This is a genomic window from Fibrobacter sp. UWB10 (assembly GCF_900182935.1).
Taxonomy (GTDB): Bacteria; Fibrobacterota; Fibrobacteria; order Fibrobacterales; family Fibrobacteraceae; genus Fibrobacter; species Fibrobacter succinogenes_O.
Genome location: NZ_FXUE01000002.1, coordinates 119,118 through 134,603, shown reverse-complemented (window position 1 = coordinate 134,603; position 15,486 = coordinate 119,118). Strand labels below are relative to the sequence as shown.

Here is a 15,486-nt window from a genome sequence, read left to right as displayed (position 1 = left end):
AAGGCGCCATTATTTAACTCAAAGCATTCCGAAGGAATGCGACCAATCAGCCCAAAGGCCGAAGGCCGTGCTCATTACTTATAAAGCGGATGCTTCTTGCAGAGAGCCACGATTTCTTCGCGGATTTTCTTGAGAGCAGCATCGTCGTCCTTAGCCTTGATAGCGCGGTCGATGATGCGGGCCACTTCGCGAGTGTCTTCTTCGTCGAAGCCACGAGTCGTGATAGCAGGCGTACCGAGACGGACACCGGACGGGTCCATCGGCTTGCGCGGATCGAACGGAATCGTAGAACGGCTGCAGGAGATGCCGACTTTTTCCATAGCCACTTCGGCTTCCTTACCGGAAACGCCCTGAGAAGTCATATCGACAACGATGAGGTGGTTGTCGGTACCGCCACTAATAACCCTGTAACCGAGCTTCTGCATTTCATCGGACATAGCCTGAGCGTTCTTGATGACGTTCTTGGCGTAGGTCTGGAATTCCGGCTGCAGAGCTTCGAGGAATGCAACGGCCTTACCGGCGTTGATGTGGTCATGCGGACCACCCTGCATACCCGGGAACACGCCCTTGTCTATTTCCTTGGCCAAAGAAACTTCCTTGAGTTCGCCCTTCACCATCTTCTGGATGGTGCGGTCCTTGCACATGATGATAGCGGAACGCGGGCCACGGAGAGTCTTGTGGGTCGTGGTCGTCACGATGTCGAAGTACGGCACCGGAGAATCGATTGCCTTACCGGCGATGAGGCCAGCGACGTGAGAAATGTCAGCCATGGTGAGGGCGCCGACTTCGTCTGCGATTTCCTTGAAGCGCTTCCAGTCGAGGTTACGGCTGTAGGCAGAGAAACCGGCGAGGATCATCTTCGGCTTTTCGCGGAGAGCGATTTCGCGGACCTTGTCCATGTCGATGCGGCCAGTTTCCTTATCGACTTCGTACTGCACGAAGTTGTAGAGCATGCCGGAGAAGTTCACCGGATGGCCGTGAGAAAGGTGTCCACCGTGGTCGAGCTTGAGGCCGAGGACCTTGTCGCCCGGTTTGAGGACGGCGAAGTACACGGCAGCGTTGGCCGGAGAACCGGACAGCGGCTGGATGTTCACGTGGTCGCAACCAAAGAGCTTCTTGCAACGGTCGATGGCCAAAGCTTCCATCTTGTCGATCACTTCGTTACCACCGTAGTAGCGCTTGCCAACGTAGCCTTCGCTGTACTTGTTGGTCAGCACGGAGCCCATGGCTTCCATGACGGCCTTGGAGGTGTAGTTTTCGGAAGCGATGAGTTCGATGCCATATTCCTGGCGTTCGGCTTCTTCCTGGATGATGTTGTAGATTTCCGGATCGGTCTGTTGCAGTGTAGATTTGAGCATTTAGCTACTCCTTGATTTGTACGGCGCAAATATAGCAATTTTTCCCGACCAAAGGGGTAGGTATCCCCCTGGTTCGCACTTCGTTGCTCTCCACCCCCACTGCGGGGACACCCCGCAACGCCCCGTTGCCCTCCATGCCGTCCATGGTTTGCCTACTGTCATGCTGACGAAGGTCAGCATCAGCATTCTATGTCCGAGAACAATGAGCGCTTCGTCTCTGCCTGCACCGCACGCTCACATGGCCGTTCCGGAATGTTCGCTTTGCGGTCAGGCACTCGCCTCCGCTTTTCCGCTCGAACAAAAGGAACTAACTAGTTTTTGGCCAAAGGATTATCTTCGTCCATTACACAACGGACAGAACGAAATGTTCTTCGTGTTATTTCTTTACCTGACAAATCAGCATTATTTGAAGTAGAGTAAAAATACACTGCTTTTGCGACATTACTTTCCAAAGCAGAAGGCATCCAAAGCGCAGTATAAACATCTGTTTGCAATCGAGCTGTCGGAATAATAGCCAAGCCATCAGAATTACGCCCAGCGTTCTCTTCCCACAGAATTTTCGAACGAATATCGCCATTGGCATATTTCCACTCCCTCTGGTTCATAATATGCCAGCCATCGGGGCAAATCCCCTGCCAAATGATATTCAAATACTCTTCACCTGGAATAGAACTCCGCTCTTTTGTTATTGCCTTGCACGCGTCATTACTATCCACAGCAACAGAATCGCAGACCTTGGGCAGATTCATAGCCTCGGCCCAAGTGTAAAGTCCACCAAAATGGTTATCGCAGAACCATTCGTCGTCTACGTAGCATAGTTTTTCGGTTACACTATCGTCAAATTTCGTCGTGCCACTAGGAATCATCTTGCCATAATTCAAATTTTCGGCCATTACATAAAAAGTTGTAAACGCATCAAAATCTTCTGAACGGCCTTCAAATTTTAAATACTTATACTTGCGACCATCACGCGGGTCTTCGAATTCAAAATAATTTCCATTGTAACCCGCAAACAAGCTATCCATATTCGGGTGTTCTTTATTTTTTTCGATAGCAGCAAGAGAGTCCAAAGAATCAAGACGAGCAGACGAATCCGTTTCCCAGCGTCCATTTCTACATGTACGATATCGGCGCTGTCCATAACCATCTTTAATAGACGTATCACCATCGACGCAGATAGGATCAATTTCTATACTACTACTCGACTCGACCACCGACGAGCTACTATTCTTACCACTTACAGAACTAGAAGAATTCTTTTCAGCAACCGAGGAACTAGATTTTTTAGAAGCTTTCTGAGAAGACGAGGAAGTAGAACCGTTGTCGTCATTGCTACTCGACGAGATTTCACCGATTGGATCGGGAGCGGAGCTACTAGATTCACCACTACAGGCGACAAACAAAACTGCCGAAAGCAACAACGCAGCAAAATATTTCACAGAAAACCTCCCGGAACCTTAAAAGAACCGTTTTCGCCAAATTTAAATTATTCTTCTATCTCAGATTAAAAAATGGATTTTCATTCATTATGAGAATTACTTAGACGGAATTTTCGGTAAATTGTTAATCTTGCGGAATCTGTTTTCATCATATACAGGAAAATGCAGCATAGCTTCATATGCAGCCCTAGCTTTTTTCCGCAAGGTTTTCATTTCCAATTTCGTCATACCATAAATATAACTATTTAGCATATCAAAATCAATACCTGTCCGTTTCAGTGCTTTTGCACCCTCGCATCCATCAATATTGTAGATGATAAAAGTCATTTAAATCCTTTTTAGTTTCATCACAAGACATTTCGTGAAGAGACAGAACCCCTGTCCATACTATACACGCTTTTTTTCAGCCAATTGTATACCAATTCCACGAAAATTTATTTCTTTTTACATTTCCAGCAGGTTCCATCCTGCACAAACAAAGGGCTATAACACTTTTTTCTATATTATCCACGCAATGCCTATTATTTTGTTTATTCTCTTTTTTGTACCTCTTGCGGTCTTTGCGCAAGATACTCCCGGTGCATTCAAGATTGATTCTATTCAGTACAATATCGGTGACGCTTTTGACGATTCCAAGTACCACACTAGATATGACAAGTGGGCGCTTGACCTGCTAAACTGGATTCATATCGAGACCCGCGAATCGACGGTCCGCAAGTTGCTCCTTTTTAGCGAAGGCGACGTGGTGACCGACCTCCAGATACAAGAAGCCGAACGTTTCCTGCGCACCCAAAAATACCTTTCCGACGCACACATCAAGATTTCTAACGAAAACGGCAAGAATATCGCCACAGTCAAGACCAGCGACAACTGGACGCTCGCCGTTCCCACGACTTTGGGCTTTTCCGGCAGCAAGTGGACTTACGACAATCTGAACTGGGGCATTGGCGTTCAAGAAAGCAACTTCTTGGGTCTCGGGCAAAAGCTCGGTTTCTACTTCGGGCACGACGAGTTCCGCGACATGTGGCAAGTGGAATATGGCGACCCGCACTTTCTGTTCCGCTACAACCATTTAGACTTTTTATATAGCTACAACACCGACGGCTACCTCGCTTACGGAAAAATGTACCTTCCGTTCCTTAGCCGCAGTCAAAACCAGTGGGCCTACACCATCGAAGGCATAAAAAACAAACGCAACGCTTACGTTTACGGCAGCGGAGATCTCCCGCCAGGCGTATCCGTTTATGACGCTCAGCTAAAGTTCAAGAACGCGCCCATTTACAACAACAAAAAAGCCCTGCTCGACTCGTTCCAGCTATACAACGGCAACGAAGCTGTAAAGCTCATGGCAGTCGAAGACTTTGTGGACGACTCGTTGAGCGTCAGATTCAGCCGTTCCTTCGGCGGAACCTACCGCAAGTTCTATATCGGCGCCACCTACGACTACCACCATACTACCGCAAGCGAAGGCAAGCTTTTCCGCTACATCTTTACCGACGGCGACACCACCTACGCCATCGATTCCGCTACCGCAGTCAACGAATGGCTCCCCGAACTGACAGATTCCCGCCTCGGCATGTACTTGATATTCTCAAACATCCGCTACGAAAAAATCAAGAACTTCCACAATGCCAAATGGACCGAAGACATCGAAAAAGGCTACATGCTTAAAGCTCAAATTTCCAAGAACTACGAGCAGTTGGGAGCCGCCGACAACGATATCCGCCTTGACTTTTGGGCAAACATGATGCTAGGCTATTCCACGCACCACCTCACGCTCAAATCCGAAATGAGTTTCTACCTAGATCATGGCGAACAGCGCGACTTTTACGGCAAAATTTCTGGAGAATATATTTTCCACCCGAACAATAAATTCTCGACAGCGCTTTCTGGCCTTGTAGACTTTTATGAAGACGCCCGCTACGGCAAGCAACTCACTCTCGGCGGTTCAAATGGATTCGCCGGATTCCCCACCGGATTCTACGCCGGGCAAGCTCGTGTATTTGCGAACTTCGAACAGCGCTACTTTACCGACTTTGAGCTAGCAACACTCTTGCCCGTATTCGCCGTCTTTGAAAGTGTCGGCGAAACAGCCTGGGATCTTTGGGATATCAACCGCAAGGATCTGGTTTACCTTGTCGGTTTTGGCATCCGTTTCGTGCAAACCAAGTCTATTAGCCGCCTGATTAACAAGGTAGACGTTAGCATTCCGCTTAACGGCGTTCGCAAGGCGGAACCCCACTACTCTATCATTACAACCTACAACCTGTAACAGTCCCGCCAACAAGGCAAAAGTGTGATTTTTCGCAAAAAATCGCATTTTTTTTGAATAAACCTGTCTTTCCGACCTATTTTTTCGTATTTTAAAGGGTATGAATTTCGTTTCTAGAATTTTAGGTATTGCCGCCATTGCAGCGGTTGCGCCTTTTGCGCAGCTCGCTCCGGAACCCCAGATGGCCGATGTGAAGTTGATGCAGGATACCACCACTAACCAGCCCATGAAGATGGACTTTTCGAAGCCGCTTTCGGGCATTAGCGATCCGGGAATTCTGTTCAGCCAGTTCGCAAACAGGCCTCTTTTGATCTACTATTTTAGCCCCAAGTGCCCGCACTGCCAGCGCCACATTTCCGAAATCCAGGATCTGGTCAAGGAATATGAGCCCAAGGGCCTCACTGGCATTGCCATCGGTCTCGGCGGCGGCATCAAGAAAAATGACATTCGCCTGTTTATCGACCAGTTCCACGTAGCGATTCCCGTTTTCCAGGATAGCGACTACAAGTTCGGTCCCGCTTACGGCACAGGCTACATTCCGGTTGTGTACGTGGTACAGAAAGACGGAACCTTCTACCGTTATGAAACTTTGAACGAAGCCAACATGAACCACATGCGCGCAACGCTCAATAAGATGTTTAAGTAGCGAGTGAGCTCGCCACTATAAGATGTTTAAGTAGCGAGTGAGCTCGCCACTACGTGGCTTTGAGGAATGAGGACGTGCCCCTATCCGGGGCACTTTTAGTTTAGTCACAAAACCTATAAAGCAAGGCCCCCTCAAAGGGAGCCTCAGCGACCGACCTCATAGCACAAAGCGTCCATAGGACGCGACCTCTAGAACATCTTGCGAGTGTTCTTCTTGGCGGGGCCACTGCTACTCGGCTTGGGAGCTGCACTTGCGCCCTTGTTGCTAAAGAGCGTGGCATCGTCGGCAGACTTGGTCTTGACTTCGAAGTGGTTACCGTCGCAGACTTCAGTCGGAGCGTAGCCTGCAGTATAGAGGCAGTAAGTCTTTTCAGAGCAAAATTCACCGGCAATCTTACCCGTATGGTTGCAAATGCCCTTGCTTACGACACCGCTCGGAACCGGGAACGGCTTACGCGGCAAGTCCTTGTGCAATTGCTTCATGGTCGCAATCCATACCGGCAAGGCATCTTCGGTACCTGTGTGGCCAGCACCTAAAGTACCCGGGCTGTCGGAGCCGACCCACACGCCCATGGTGTATTGCTTGGTAAAGCCAATGTACCAGCAGTCGGTATAGTCGTTGGTGGTACCGGTCTTACCGCCACTCGGGTGCGTAAATCCGTTCGCCCACACGCGGGCGGCCGTACCGCGAATGTTCACATCCTTCAGCATGTCGACCATCAAGTAGGCCGAAGCCGGACGCAACACTTCGTGTTCGACCTTGGAATTCTTTTCGATGACTTCGCCGTTGCGGTCCACAATGGATTCAATCATATACGGTTCAATACGGTTACCACCGTTCGGGAACACCGTATAGGCCGACGTCATTTCCATAAGCGTTGCACCCACGGAACCCAGAGCCAAGCTAGGCACGGCCATGAGCGGGGCACGCACGATACCGAACTTGCGGGCGTAGTTCACCACGTTGTTCAAGCCGTACTTCATGCCTGTCAAAATAGCTGGCAAGTTCTTGGACTTGTAAAGGGCGCGGCGGAGCGTCATCATGCCTTCGAAGTCATGTTCGAAGTTCGCCGGGCGCCAAACCTTATTCTTGTCCTTATCATCCGGGTCGGGAATGCTCACCGGCTGGTCGTTCACCGAGTCGCAGGGGCTTGCGCCGTTGTCCATAGCCGTCGAATACACAATCGGTTTGAACGACGAGCCGGGCTGACGCAAAGACTGCACCGCACGGTTCCAGCGAGACTGGTTAAAGTCGGAACCACCCACCATGGCACGAATTGCACCCGATTCGTTTTCAATCAAGATAGCCGCAATTTCAGGATGGTGGTAAAGGATAGAGTCCGGGAAACGGCGCTTGTCAGCGGGGCGCTTCAAGTCGTCGGCCAGGTATTCCTTTTTAAAGAGTGTATAAACGCTATCGAAGTGAGCGACCACGCTATCTTCGGGCATACCGTACTTTTTAGTCAGATACAGGCGGCGAGTAGCGCGATACTTGACACGGCGGCGAACCTTTTCAACCTGCACGCGAGCAACGCTGTCGGCGTAAGCCTGAATATCCGGGTCAATCGTCGAATTAATCGAAACGCCATCGGCATACAGAGAGTTTTCGCCGTACTTCTTTTCCATGTACTTACGAATTTCTTCGTAGAAGTACAGGCCCGATTCGTTGGAAACTTCCTTTTTGGCAAGTTCAATCGGAGTCTTGATATATTCATGATATTCGTCATCATTAATATAGCCAGCATCGCGCATGGCATAAAGCACCGTATTGCGGCGTTCAAAAGCGGCTTCCGGATGACGGTCCGGGCGGTAAGCTTCCGGGCGCTGCAACATACCGGCCAAAACTGCAAGTTCCGGAATCGTAAGGCTATCGAGCGGACGACCGAAGTAGAACTTACCTGCCGCCTGGAAACCATAGTTACCGCCAGCCAGGTACACTTCGTTCATGTAGAATTCAAGGATTTCTTCTTTAGTATAAGTCTGTTCGATGCGGATAGCCGTCATCATTTCCTTGATTTTACGAGAAATCGTACGTTCCGGAGTCAGGAACAAGAGCTTGGTGAGCTGCTGGGTCAAGGTAGATGCACCGCGGAGCTTTTTGCCCGACAAGGCGCTTTCCATAACAGCAGACGGAATCGCCCACACATTCATGCCCCAGTGACTATAGAAGGCGCGGTCTTCGGTGGCCATCACGGCGTGAATCGCATTTTCAGGAATCGAGTCGAAACTCGTCCATTCGCGGCGTTCCACAAAATATTCGTGGGCAATCTTTCCGTTCATGTCATAAATGTTCGTGACAAGTCTCGGATTGATCTGTTCCAACTGCGAAAGCGAAGGCAGTTCCGGAGAGAAATGATTGTAGACGGCAATTACAGCAATAAAAGCCGCGAGCACGGGTACCGCAAAAATGATTAACCACTTGACCACTCTGCGGTCGGTAAACCAGCTCTTCAAAGTGTTAAGAACCGAAAGTAATACGGGTTTGACTTTATCCATGGTCCAATACCGTTAAAAAATTTGGCCAAAAAGATAGTTATTGTAAGGCAATTCGATTACACGCCCCTCTTTAAAATCCCGCAAAAGCAGGGTAATCTGCCAACAAATCAAAAATTCTTAAAAAATTTTCAACAAAAACCCTTGACAACACTCGCGCTTTAAACTATCTTTGGGCCATCAATCAAGCGGATGTAGCCCAACTGGATAGAGCGTTTGGCTACGAACCAAAAGGCTCCAGGTTCGAGTCCTGGCACCCGCAGAAAAAAGGCGATTTGCGACTAGCAAGTCGTCTTTTTTTATCTGATAGAAATCAGGCGAGAAACCGGAGCCTTTGTGAGCAAATGGGCAAGCCCATTTGCGAGAGGATGTGCCATAAAAGACATTTTTTAATAATGATGTGGCACATCCGGTCCATATACTGCTCCAGGTTCGAGTCCTGGCACCCGCAGAAAGGAAGACGTTTCACGGTAAGTGAGACGTCTTTCTTTTTTATGCATGCAATAGACTTTTTTTGATACCAATTATCCCGATTTTCACAATCCGTAAAACACAGTTTAGATTATTTTGCAAAGCCTGCAAACACATGTTTGCACGGGCCATACACCCCCAATTCTAATTTTGGCCTTCAGAGAGTGTTGGTGTCCACGTTTTTAAGAGGTTGTTTTGTGGAATACAAAGATCACATTCTCAGCGAAGTCATTCGGCAGGTATTCTTGGAGTACCGACGGCAACGGGGCCTTACCCAAACAGGCTTATCCCTTGAATCCAATATCACCCGGCAGTTCATTTCGCAGTTCGAAGTCGGCAAAAGGCTCCCATCCATAACCACTTTAAGCGCACTTGCCAAGGCCTACGGCAAATCGCTTTCCGAAATGTTCAAGGAAGTCGACCGACTTTATCCTCTTGTCGAAAACACGTCGCCAATCTTTGAAATTTCACCCGATATAGCCGCCGAGACACAGCAAAGAATGACAGAATACATCAATAATGCTAGAAAGAAACGGGGGTACAAACCCCTTTAGGTACCTAGATTACCCTTAACAAAAATGTATTTTTTTGCTATCTTTACCCCCCGATGGAATGGCCAAAGAACATAAAGACACTGACCGAGGACGAGCTCAAGGCTTGGCTCCGCGACCAGGATGAAAAGCCGTTCCGGGCTAGCCAAATTCAAAAATGGCTATTTTGCCAACAGGTCAAAAGCTACGACGAAATGGGGAACATCTCCCCCGCCCTCCGCGAAAAACTGGCAAATCAGTTCAGCCTTCGTGCCCTGACCGAAGAACAGCGCATGGAGTCGGTCGACGGCACCGTCAAGTGGCTTTTCAAGACCCACGACGGCCACCACATTGAAACCGTGATGATCCCCGCAAACGGGCGTTTTTCCGTGTGCGTTTCGACCCAGGTGGGTTGCGCCATGAACTGCGCCTTCTGCCGCACCGCCAAAATGGGCTTTACCAGGAATCTGGAAGCGGGCGAAATCCTGGAAGAAATCATCAACGTGAACTGGTACCTGAAAGAAGCCGGTTTCTTGAACGAAGAAGGCAAAACGGCCCAGGTCACCAACATCATCTTCATGGGCATGGGCGAACCCCTGAACAACCTGGAAAACGTGCACCGCGTCTGCTGTACCCTGCATAACCAGAGTCTGTTCAACATGGGTTCCAAGCGCATGACCGTAAGCACGAGCGGTGTGGTCCCCAAGATCAAGGAACTGGTTGACCGCAATACCCCCTGTTGCCTTGCCGTTAGCCTGAACAGCACCAATAACGAATACCGTTCGTCCGTGATGCCGGTAAACAAGACCTGGCCCATCGAAAAACTTTTGGAAGCGGTTGACGAATACATTCGTAGAACCGACAATTATGTAACGTTTGAATTTGTCCTGATTCAGGACATCACCTGCACCCCGAAGGCGGCCAAGGAGCTTATTCGCATTTGCGCCCCCCGCCGCGTGAAGGTAAACGCCATCGTCCTAAACGACGGCGACGACCCCACACTGCACGCCCCCACGCCGGAACAGGTAGAAGACTTTTTGGCTATGGTTAGGGCAGCCGAAATTCAAATCACGATCCGCAACCCGCGCGGCCGCGACATTCTCGCCGCCTGCGGGCAGCTTGCGTACAAAAAGGAAGGTAAATAATGTTAACGCAGAACCTCCCGGATTTCTGGGATAATCTCTATGCCGAAGGCAAGGACTACTGGAATCTCAAGAAGGTGACGCCCGCTCTGACGGAATTTTTCAAGCACCCCTCTTGTCCCGCTACAGGTTCCGTTCTGGTTCCCGGCGCAGGCTTTGGCTACGACGCCGAAGCATGGGCTTTGCGCGGTCACGACGTGCTGGCAGTCGACTTTGCCCCCTCTGCCGTCGATGAACTTGACCACTTGAGCCGCAAGCACAAGAACCTGCGTTCTTTGGATCTTGACCTGTTCTCGCTTTCTCCCAAGGACGACAAGCGTGGCGGCCAGCTTTTTGATATCGTTTACGATTACTGCTGCTTTACGGCTATCCACCCGGGTCGCCGCGACGAATTCTTCGAAGTCTGCTACAAGATGATGAAGGACGACGGCCTGTTGATTCTGTTCTTGTACCCGCTCATGAACGGCAAGACCCTGCAGGGCCCGCCGCATGCCACCAGCGAAGGCGAACTCATGGCCCGTCTCGGCGGCGTATTCGATGTAGTCGAACGCATCAAGCCCACAAACAGCATCGCCGGTCGCGAAGGCAAGGAAGAAATCTGGCTCCTTAAAAAGTGCCTGTAAGCCTCTTCGCGAAACGCACGAATTTAAAAGGCGAGCGGTATTCAACCGCTCGCTTTTTTTCTATTTTTTTCACCAAATTTTAACGGCGGCCAAGCCGCTTCAACGAAGACACAAGGATTAAGTTATGGCTAAAGATTTATGCCCCTGCGGTTCCGGTAAGGAATACTGCGAATGTTGCGAACCGATTATCAAGCAGAAGACCCTCGCTGCAAGTCCCGAAGCATTGATGCGTTCCCGCTATACTGCCTACGTAAAGCAGGAAATTGGCTGGCTCAAGGAATCCCTCGAAGCTACCCAGCGTAGCGACTTCGACGAACCGAGCGTGACCGCCTGGAGCAAGGATTCCGAATGGCTCGGCATCGAAATCAAGCAGACCAAGACCGAAGAAGAAAAGAACATCGGTTGGGTCGAATTCGTCGCTCGTTTCAAGCAGGGCAACATCACCCGTAACCACCACGAACTCGGCGAATTCCACAAGGTGGGCGGCGCATGGTTCTTCTACGACGGTCGTGCTGTGAAGCAGGAAACTGTCCGTCACGAAGGTCCGGTCGTTGGCCGTAACGATCCGTGCCCGTGCGGTTCCGGCAAGAAGTACAAGAAGTGCTGCGGCGCTAATAAGTAGACGAAAGAACGGCTCTCCGAGCCTACAGACGAGAGACGAAAGGACAAGGGGAAAGCCTTCCCCAGACTCGCACTCCGAGAACTTCGTTGCTCGTCACCCCTTCGCCTAGGGGCTCCGCCCCTAAAACCCCAAACCTAACCCCTATTAACTAAAATGTTCAAAGTTTTCGTAGATGGTGAAGCAGGTACCACAGGCCTGCAGATTTATGAGAGACTCGCAAAGCGTAACGACATCGAAGTGTTGCGCATTTCTCCCGAACTCCGCAAAGACATTAACGAACGCAAGCGACTCATCAACGAGTCCGACGTAACGTTCCTGTGCCTGCCCGATGCTGCGGCTGTCGAAAGTGCAGCCCTCTGCGAAAATCCGAACACCCGCGTGATTGATGCATCGACCGCACACCGTGTAAACCCCGACTGGACCTACGGGATGCCGGAACTTTCGGCCGCCCAGCGCGAAGCCATTGCCAAGAGCAAGCGCATTGCCAACCCCGGTTGCCACGCTTCGGGCTTTATTCTCGGTGTACATCCGCTGGTTGCCGCAGGCATTTTGCCGAAGAGCGCAAACCTCGCCGCCTACAGTATTACCGGTTATTCCGGCGGTGGCAAGAAGCTGATTGCCGAATACGAAGAAGCCGCAGCCATGGAACACAAGACCGGCGAATCGAAGGCAATCATGGCGCCCGCCCCGTACGCGCTTGCGCTTGCACACAAGCACCTCCCCGAAATGAAGAAGTACTGCGAACTTGAAAACACGCCGTTCTTCAACCCGGTGCTTGGCCCTTATTACAAGGGCATGGCAGTCACCGTCGCCATCTTTGCAAATGAACTCACCAAGAAGGTCGGTCCCGAAGGCCTCACCGAAATTTTGGCAAAGCATTACGAAGGTTCTCGCTTTGTGAAGGTCATGCCCTATGAAGCAGCCCCTGTGCTGTTCAACGGCCGCCTTGACGCTACCGTCTGCAACGATACGAACAACGCCCGCATCCAGGTGTTCGGCAACGAAACCGTGATGCAGGTGACGACTATTATCGACAACCTCGGCAAGGGCGCAAGCGGTGCCGCAATTCAGAACATGAATATCGCGCTCGGCCTCGACGAAGGAATTAGCCTTTAATGTTCCTAGATGAAAAATCAATTGAAGTTCGCTCCGGTAAGGGCGGCGATGGCATTTGCAGTTTCCACCGTGAAAAGTTCGTACCCCTCGGCGGCCCCGATGGCGGTGACGGCGGTCGCGGCGGCCATGTGATTCTGCAGGTGAACGAACAGTTCTCTACCCTGCTCGACATGGGTAACGCTCGCCTCTATAAGGCTCAAAGCGGACAGCCCGGCGGCGCCAAGCGCTGCACCGGTCGTTCTGCTGAAGACCTGATCGTAGACGTTCCGCGCGGAACCATCGTGAAGGATGCCGAAGGTCGCATCTTGGCAGACCTTACCGAACCCGGCCAAAAGTGGATTGCGGCTCGCGGCGGCAAGGGTGGCATGGGCAACCAGCATTTTGCAACGCCTGCCAACCAGGCTCCGCGCAAATGCACACCTGGCGAAAAGGGCGAAAAGCGCGAACTTTTCTTGGAACTGAAGCTCATGGCAGACGTGGGCCTCGTCGGATTCCCGAACGCAGGCAAGTCTAGCCTTGTGAACAAGATTTCGAGCGGTCGCCCGAAAGTCGGCGACTACCCGTTTACCACTCTCGAACCGGTGCTCGGCATTGTGCAACTGAACGGCCACAGCTTTGTGGTTGCAGATATTCCTGGTTTGCTCGAAGGCGCCAGCGAAGGCAAGGGCCTCGGCCACCAATTCTTAAAGCACATCGAACGTACGCACACGCTCTTGTTCGTGATTGACGGCTTTGCCGAAAACGCCTACGAACAGTTCTCCGTTCTTAAGGACGAACTCAAGGCTTTCCACCCAAAGCTCGCGAAGAAGCCTTACGTGATTGCTTTGAACAAGAGCGACCTCGGCATCGACGAAGCCATCAAGCAGTTCAAGGCACACAAGGAAAGCGTCATTGTGACCTCTGCCGTAACTGGCGACGGTTGCAAGGAACTCACCCTGGCTCTGGACGAAGCGGTGCCCCACGTGCAAAAGAAGAAAGTCGGCTGGGAAAGCAAGAGCGTTATCGCCGCCAAGACAAGCGACAGCAAGAGCTCCGCAAAGAAAAGCGGCACTAAATCCGCAGCCAAAAAGACGACAGCTTCCAAAAGCACCGGAACAAAATCTGGCTGGAGCAAGAAGAAGGCTTAACGAATGGCGAAAAAAGAACAGAGTACGCCGGTCATCGTAAACCGCAAGGCAAACCACCTCTACTTCGTAGACGAAACCTTCGAAGTAGGTATCATGCTGATCGGTTCGGAAGTTAAATCTATCCGCGATGGCAAGTGCACTTTGGGCGAAGCGTGGATTGACATCGACGAAACCAAGAACGAAATCTGGCTCGTGGGTGCCCACATCGACGAATACCTTTTCGCCAACCGTTTCAATCATTTTCCGGCAAGGCGCCGCAAGCTCTTGGCCCATGTGCACGAAATTGCCAAGATGCGCAAGGCCAAGGAGCAAAAGGGTTGCACGCTCATTCCCTTGAAGCTCTACTTCAAGAATCGCCGCGCTAAGCTCGAAATGGGAATCTGCCGCGGTAAGGATCAGCGCGACAAGCGCCAGGATATCATCAACCGCGATGCAAAACTCGAAATGGCCCGTGCGGCAAAGGCTCACCGCTAATGAGAAACCTTGTTTGGCACATACTCGTTTGCGTGGCTCTCGCGACTAGCGCCTGGGCTGCCAACATGGTCGATGCCGAACAAGTCGCCAAGCAGCACAAGGCCAGCTTCCACTGGTTCCCCGTTCAAAAGACATTCATTCTCGCAGGCGAAAGCGACACGCTCAAGTTCGCCATCGGGCTCCCCTACGTAAATACCCACGGCAAGTCGGTAGACCTCAAGCATGCGCCCGAAATTGCAGACGGACACATTCTGCTCGATTCTCTCGACGTCGCAAACCTGTACAAGGCCGGCAACACGCAAACCGCCGCGGTCGCTCCTGCAAGCAGCAGCTCCCTCGCGAAAGTCTCATCGTCTTCCGTAAAAGTCGCCGCCGCGCCCGCAGCCGCCACAGCAAAGACAACACCAGTTGCCACCCCGAAAAATGAAACCGCAGGCACCCGCGAAGTCAAGACCATCGTGATCGACCCCGGCCACGGCGGCAAGGACACCGGCGCCCAGGGCAAGAATTCCAACGAAAAAGACATCGTACTCGCCGTCGGCAAGCTCTTAAAGAAGGAACTTGAAAAAGAAGGCTTCAAGGTCAAAATGACCCGCGACAAAGACGTGTTCATCGAGCTCGGCGAACGCGCGAACCTCGCCAACCAATGGGACGGCGACTTGTTCATTAGCCTGCACTGTAACGCCATCGACGCAAGCCCCGAGCGCAAAAAGCAAATCAAGGGCTACCATGTGTACGTGCTTCGCGCTCCCGAAAGCGAAGAAGACAAAGCCATTGCCCGCCGCGAAAACAAGGTGGCCACTCTCTACGGCGAAAAGAATGCCAAAGAAGAACTTTCTCCGCTCGAATGGTTCAAGCTTGAAGCCCGCTTGGAAAAGTACAAGCAGAACAGTTACATGTTCACCGAACAAATGCTCAAGGCCTTCGATGACGGCAAAATCAAGCGCCAAGGTGGCGGCGTCGGTGGTGCCGGATTCATGGTGCTCGTAGGCGCGTTAATGCCTGCAGTCCTCTTCGAAATCGGCTTTATCAGCAACCCTGAAGAAGAAGCCTACATGATGACCAACAAGGCCCAAGCAGACATTGCCTCCCGCATTTCAAAGGCAGTCAGCAATTACAAGGCCGCGGTCCACAACTACCGTGAAACACTCGGTCGCCAATAATAAATCTCACA

General features: G+C 51.3%; 14 protein-coding genes and 1 tRNA gene. 11 read left to right on the top strand and 4 right to left on the bottom strand.

Annotated elements, in window-relative coordinates:
• Positions 1-74: 74 nt before the first annotated feature.
• The 3 genes from glyA to QOL41_RS05165 form a co-directional block, all read right to left on the bottom strand.
• Positions 75-1,358, bottom strand: coding sequence for a serine hydroxymethyltransferase (glyA, locus tag QOL41_RS05175; protein ID WP_173653405.1), 1,284 nt, complete (start codon positions 1,356-1,358; stop codon positions 75-77).
• 311 nt (positions 1,359-1,669) lie between these two features.
• A complete protein-coding gene (locus QOL41_RS05170; RefSeq protein ID WP_283428892.1) occupies positions 1,670-2,797 on the bottom strand; it encodes an FISUMP domain-containing protein in 1,128 nt (375 codons plus the stop codon).
• A gap of 96 nt (positions 2,798-2,893) precedes the next feature.
• Positions 2,894-3,124, bottom strand: coding sequence for a hypothetical protein (locus QOL41_RS05165; RefSeq protein WP_173653407.1), 231 nt, complete (start codon positions 3,122-3,124; stop codon positions 2,894-2,896).
• A 187-nt stretch (positions 3,125-3,311) separates the two neighbouring features.
• Between QOL41_RS05165 and QOL41_RS05160 the strand changes: the two genes are divergently transcribed.
• A complete protein-coding gene (locus tag QOL41_RS05160; protein ID WP_283428891.1) occupies positions 3,312-5,069 on the top strand; it encodes a BamA/TamA family outer membrane protein in 1,758 nt (585 codons plus the stop codon).
• 100 nt (positions 5,070-5,169) lie between these two features.
• Positions 5,170-5,715 carry a TlpA disulfide reductase family protein gene (locus tag QOL41_RS05155; protein WP_173653409.1) on the top strand — a complete coding sequence of 182 codons (546 nt, stop codon included), beginning with the start codon at positions 5,170-5,172 and terminating at the stop codon, positions 5,713-5,715.
• Between the two features lie 188 nt (positions 5,716-5,903).
• Here QOL41_RS05155 and QOL41_RS05150 read toward each other — a convergent pair whose 3' ends face one another.
• Positions 5,904-8,210, bottom strand: coding sequence for a penicillin-binding protein 1A (locus tag QOL41_RS05150; protein ID WP_283428890.1), 2,307 nt, complete (start codon positions 8,208-8,210; stop codon positions 5,904-5,906).
• 185 nt (positions 8,211-8,395) lie between these two features.
• On the opposite strand from QOL41_RS05150, the gene QOL41_RS05145 reads away from it, so the two are divergent.
• The 9 genes from QOL41_RS05145 to QOL41_RS05105 all read left to right on the top strand — a co-directional run bounded on the left by QOL41_RS05145 (position 8,396) and on the right by QOL41_RS05105 (position 15,475).
• Positions 8,396-8,469: transfer RNA gene (locus QOL41_RS05145), tRNA-Arg, on the top strand.
• Between the two features lie 406 nt (positions 8,470-8,875).
• Complete coding sequence (locus QOL41_RS05140) at positions 8,876-9,232, top strand: helix-turn-helix domain-containing protein (RefSeq protein ID WP_283428889.1); 357 nt, start codon at positions 8,876-8,878, stop codon at positions 9,230-9,232.
• 53 nt (positions 9,233-9,285) lie between these two features.
• Positions 9,286-10,353 carry a dual-specificity RNA methyltransferase RlmN gene (gene rlmN, locus QOL41_RS05135; RefSeq protein WP_173653412.1) on the top strand — a complete coding sequence of 356 codons (1,068 nt, stop codon included), beginning with the start codon at positions 9,286-9,288 and terminating at the stop codon, positions 10,351-10,353.
• A complete protein-coding gene (locus tag QOL41_RS05130) occupies positions 10,353-10,973 on the top strand; it encodes a methyltransferase (RefSeq protein ID WP_072800714.1) in 621 nt (206 codons plus the stop codon). The genes rlmN and QOL41_RS05130 overlap by 1 nt, the downstream gene beginning before the upstream one ends.
• 124 nt (positions 10,974-11,097) lie before the next feature.
• Positions 11,098-11,595 (top strand): YchJ family protein, encoded by a 498-nt coding sequence (locus QOL41_RS05125; RefSeq protein WP_283428888.1) that lies wholly within the window; start codon positions 11,098-11,100, stop codon positions 11,593-11,595.
• Positions 11,596-11,748: 153 nt separating this feature from the next.
• On the top strand, positions 11,749-12,711 hold the full coding sequence (gene argC, locus QOL41_RS05120) for an N-acetyl-gamma-glutamyl-phosphate reductase (protein WP_173653414.1): 963 nt from the start codon (positions 11,749-11,751) through the stop codon (positions 12,709-12,711).
• Positions 12,711-13,838, top strand: a complete 1,128-nt coding sequence (gene obgE, locus QOL41_RS05115; protein WP_283428887.1) for a GTPase ObgE — start codon at positions 12,711-12,713, stop codon at positions 13,836-13,838. The genes argC and obgE overlap by 1 nt, the downstream gene beginning before the upstream one ends.
• Before the next feature lie 3 nt (positions 13,839-13,841).
• Positions 13,842-14,312, top strand: coding sequence for an SsrA-binding protein SmpB (smpB, locus tag QOL41_RS05110; RefSeq protein ID WP_173653416.1), 471 nt, complete (start codon positions 13,842-13,844; stop codon positions 14,310-14,312).
• Entirely contained in the window at positions 14,312-15,475 is a 1,164-nt protein-coding gene (locus QOL41_RS05105; protein WP_283428886.1) for an N-acetylmuramoyl-L-alanine amidase family protein, read from the top strand. Before smpB ends, QOL41_RS05105 begins: the two co-directional genes overlap by 1 nt.
• Positions 15,476-15,486 lie beyond the last annotated feature (11 nt).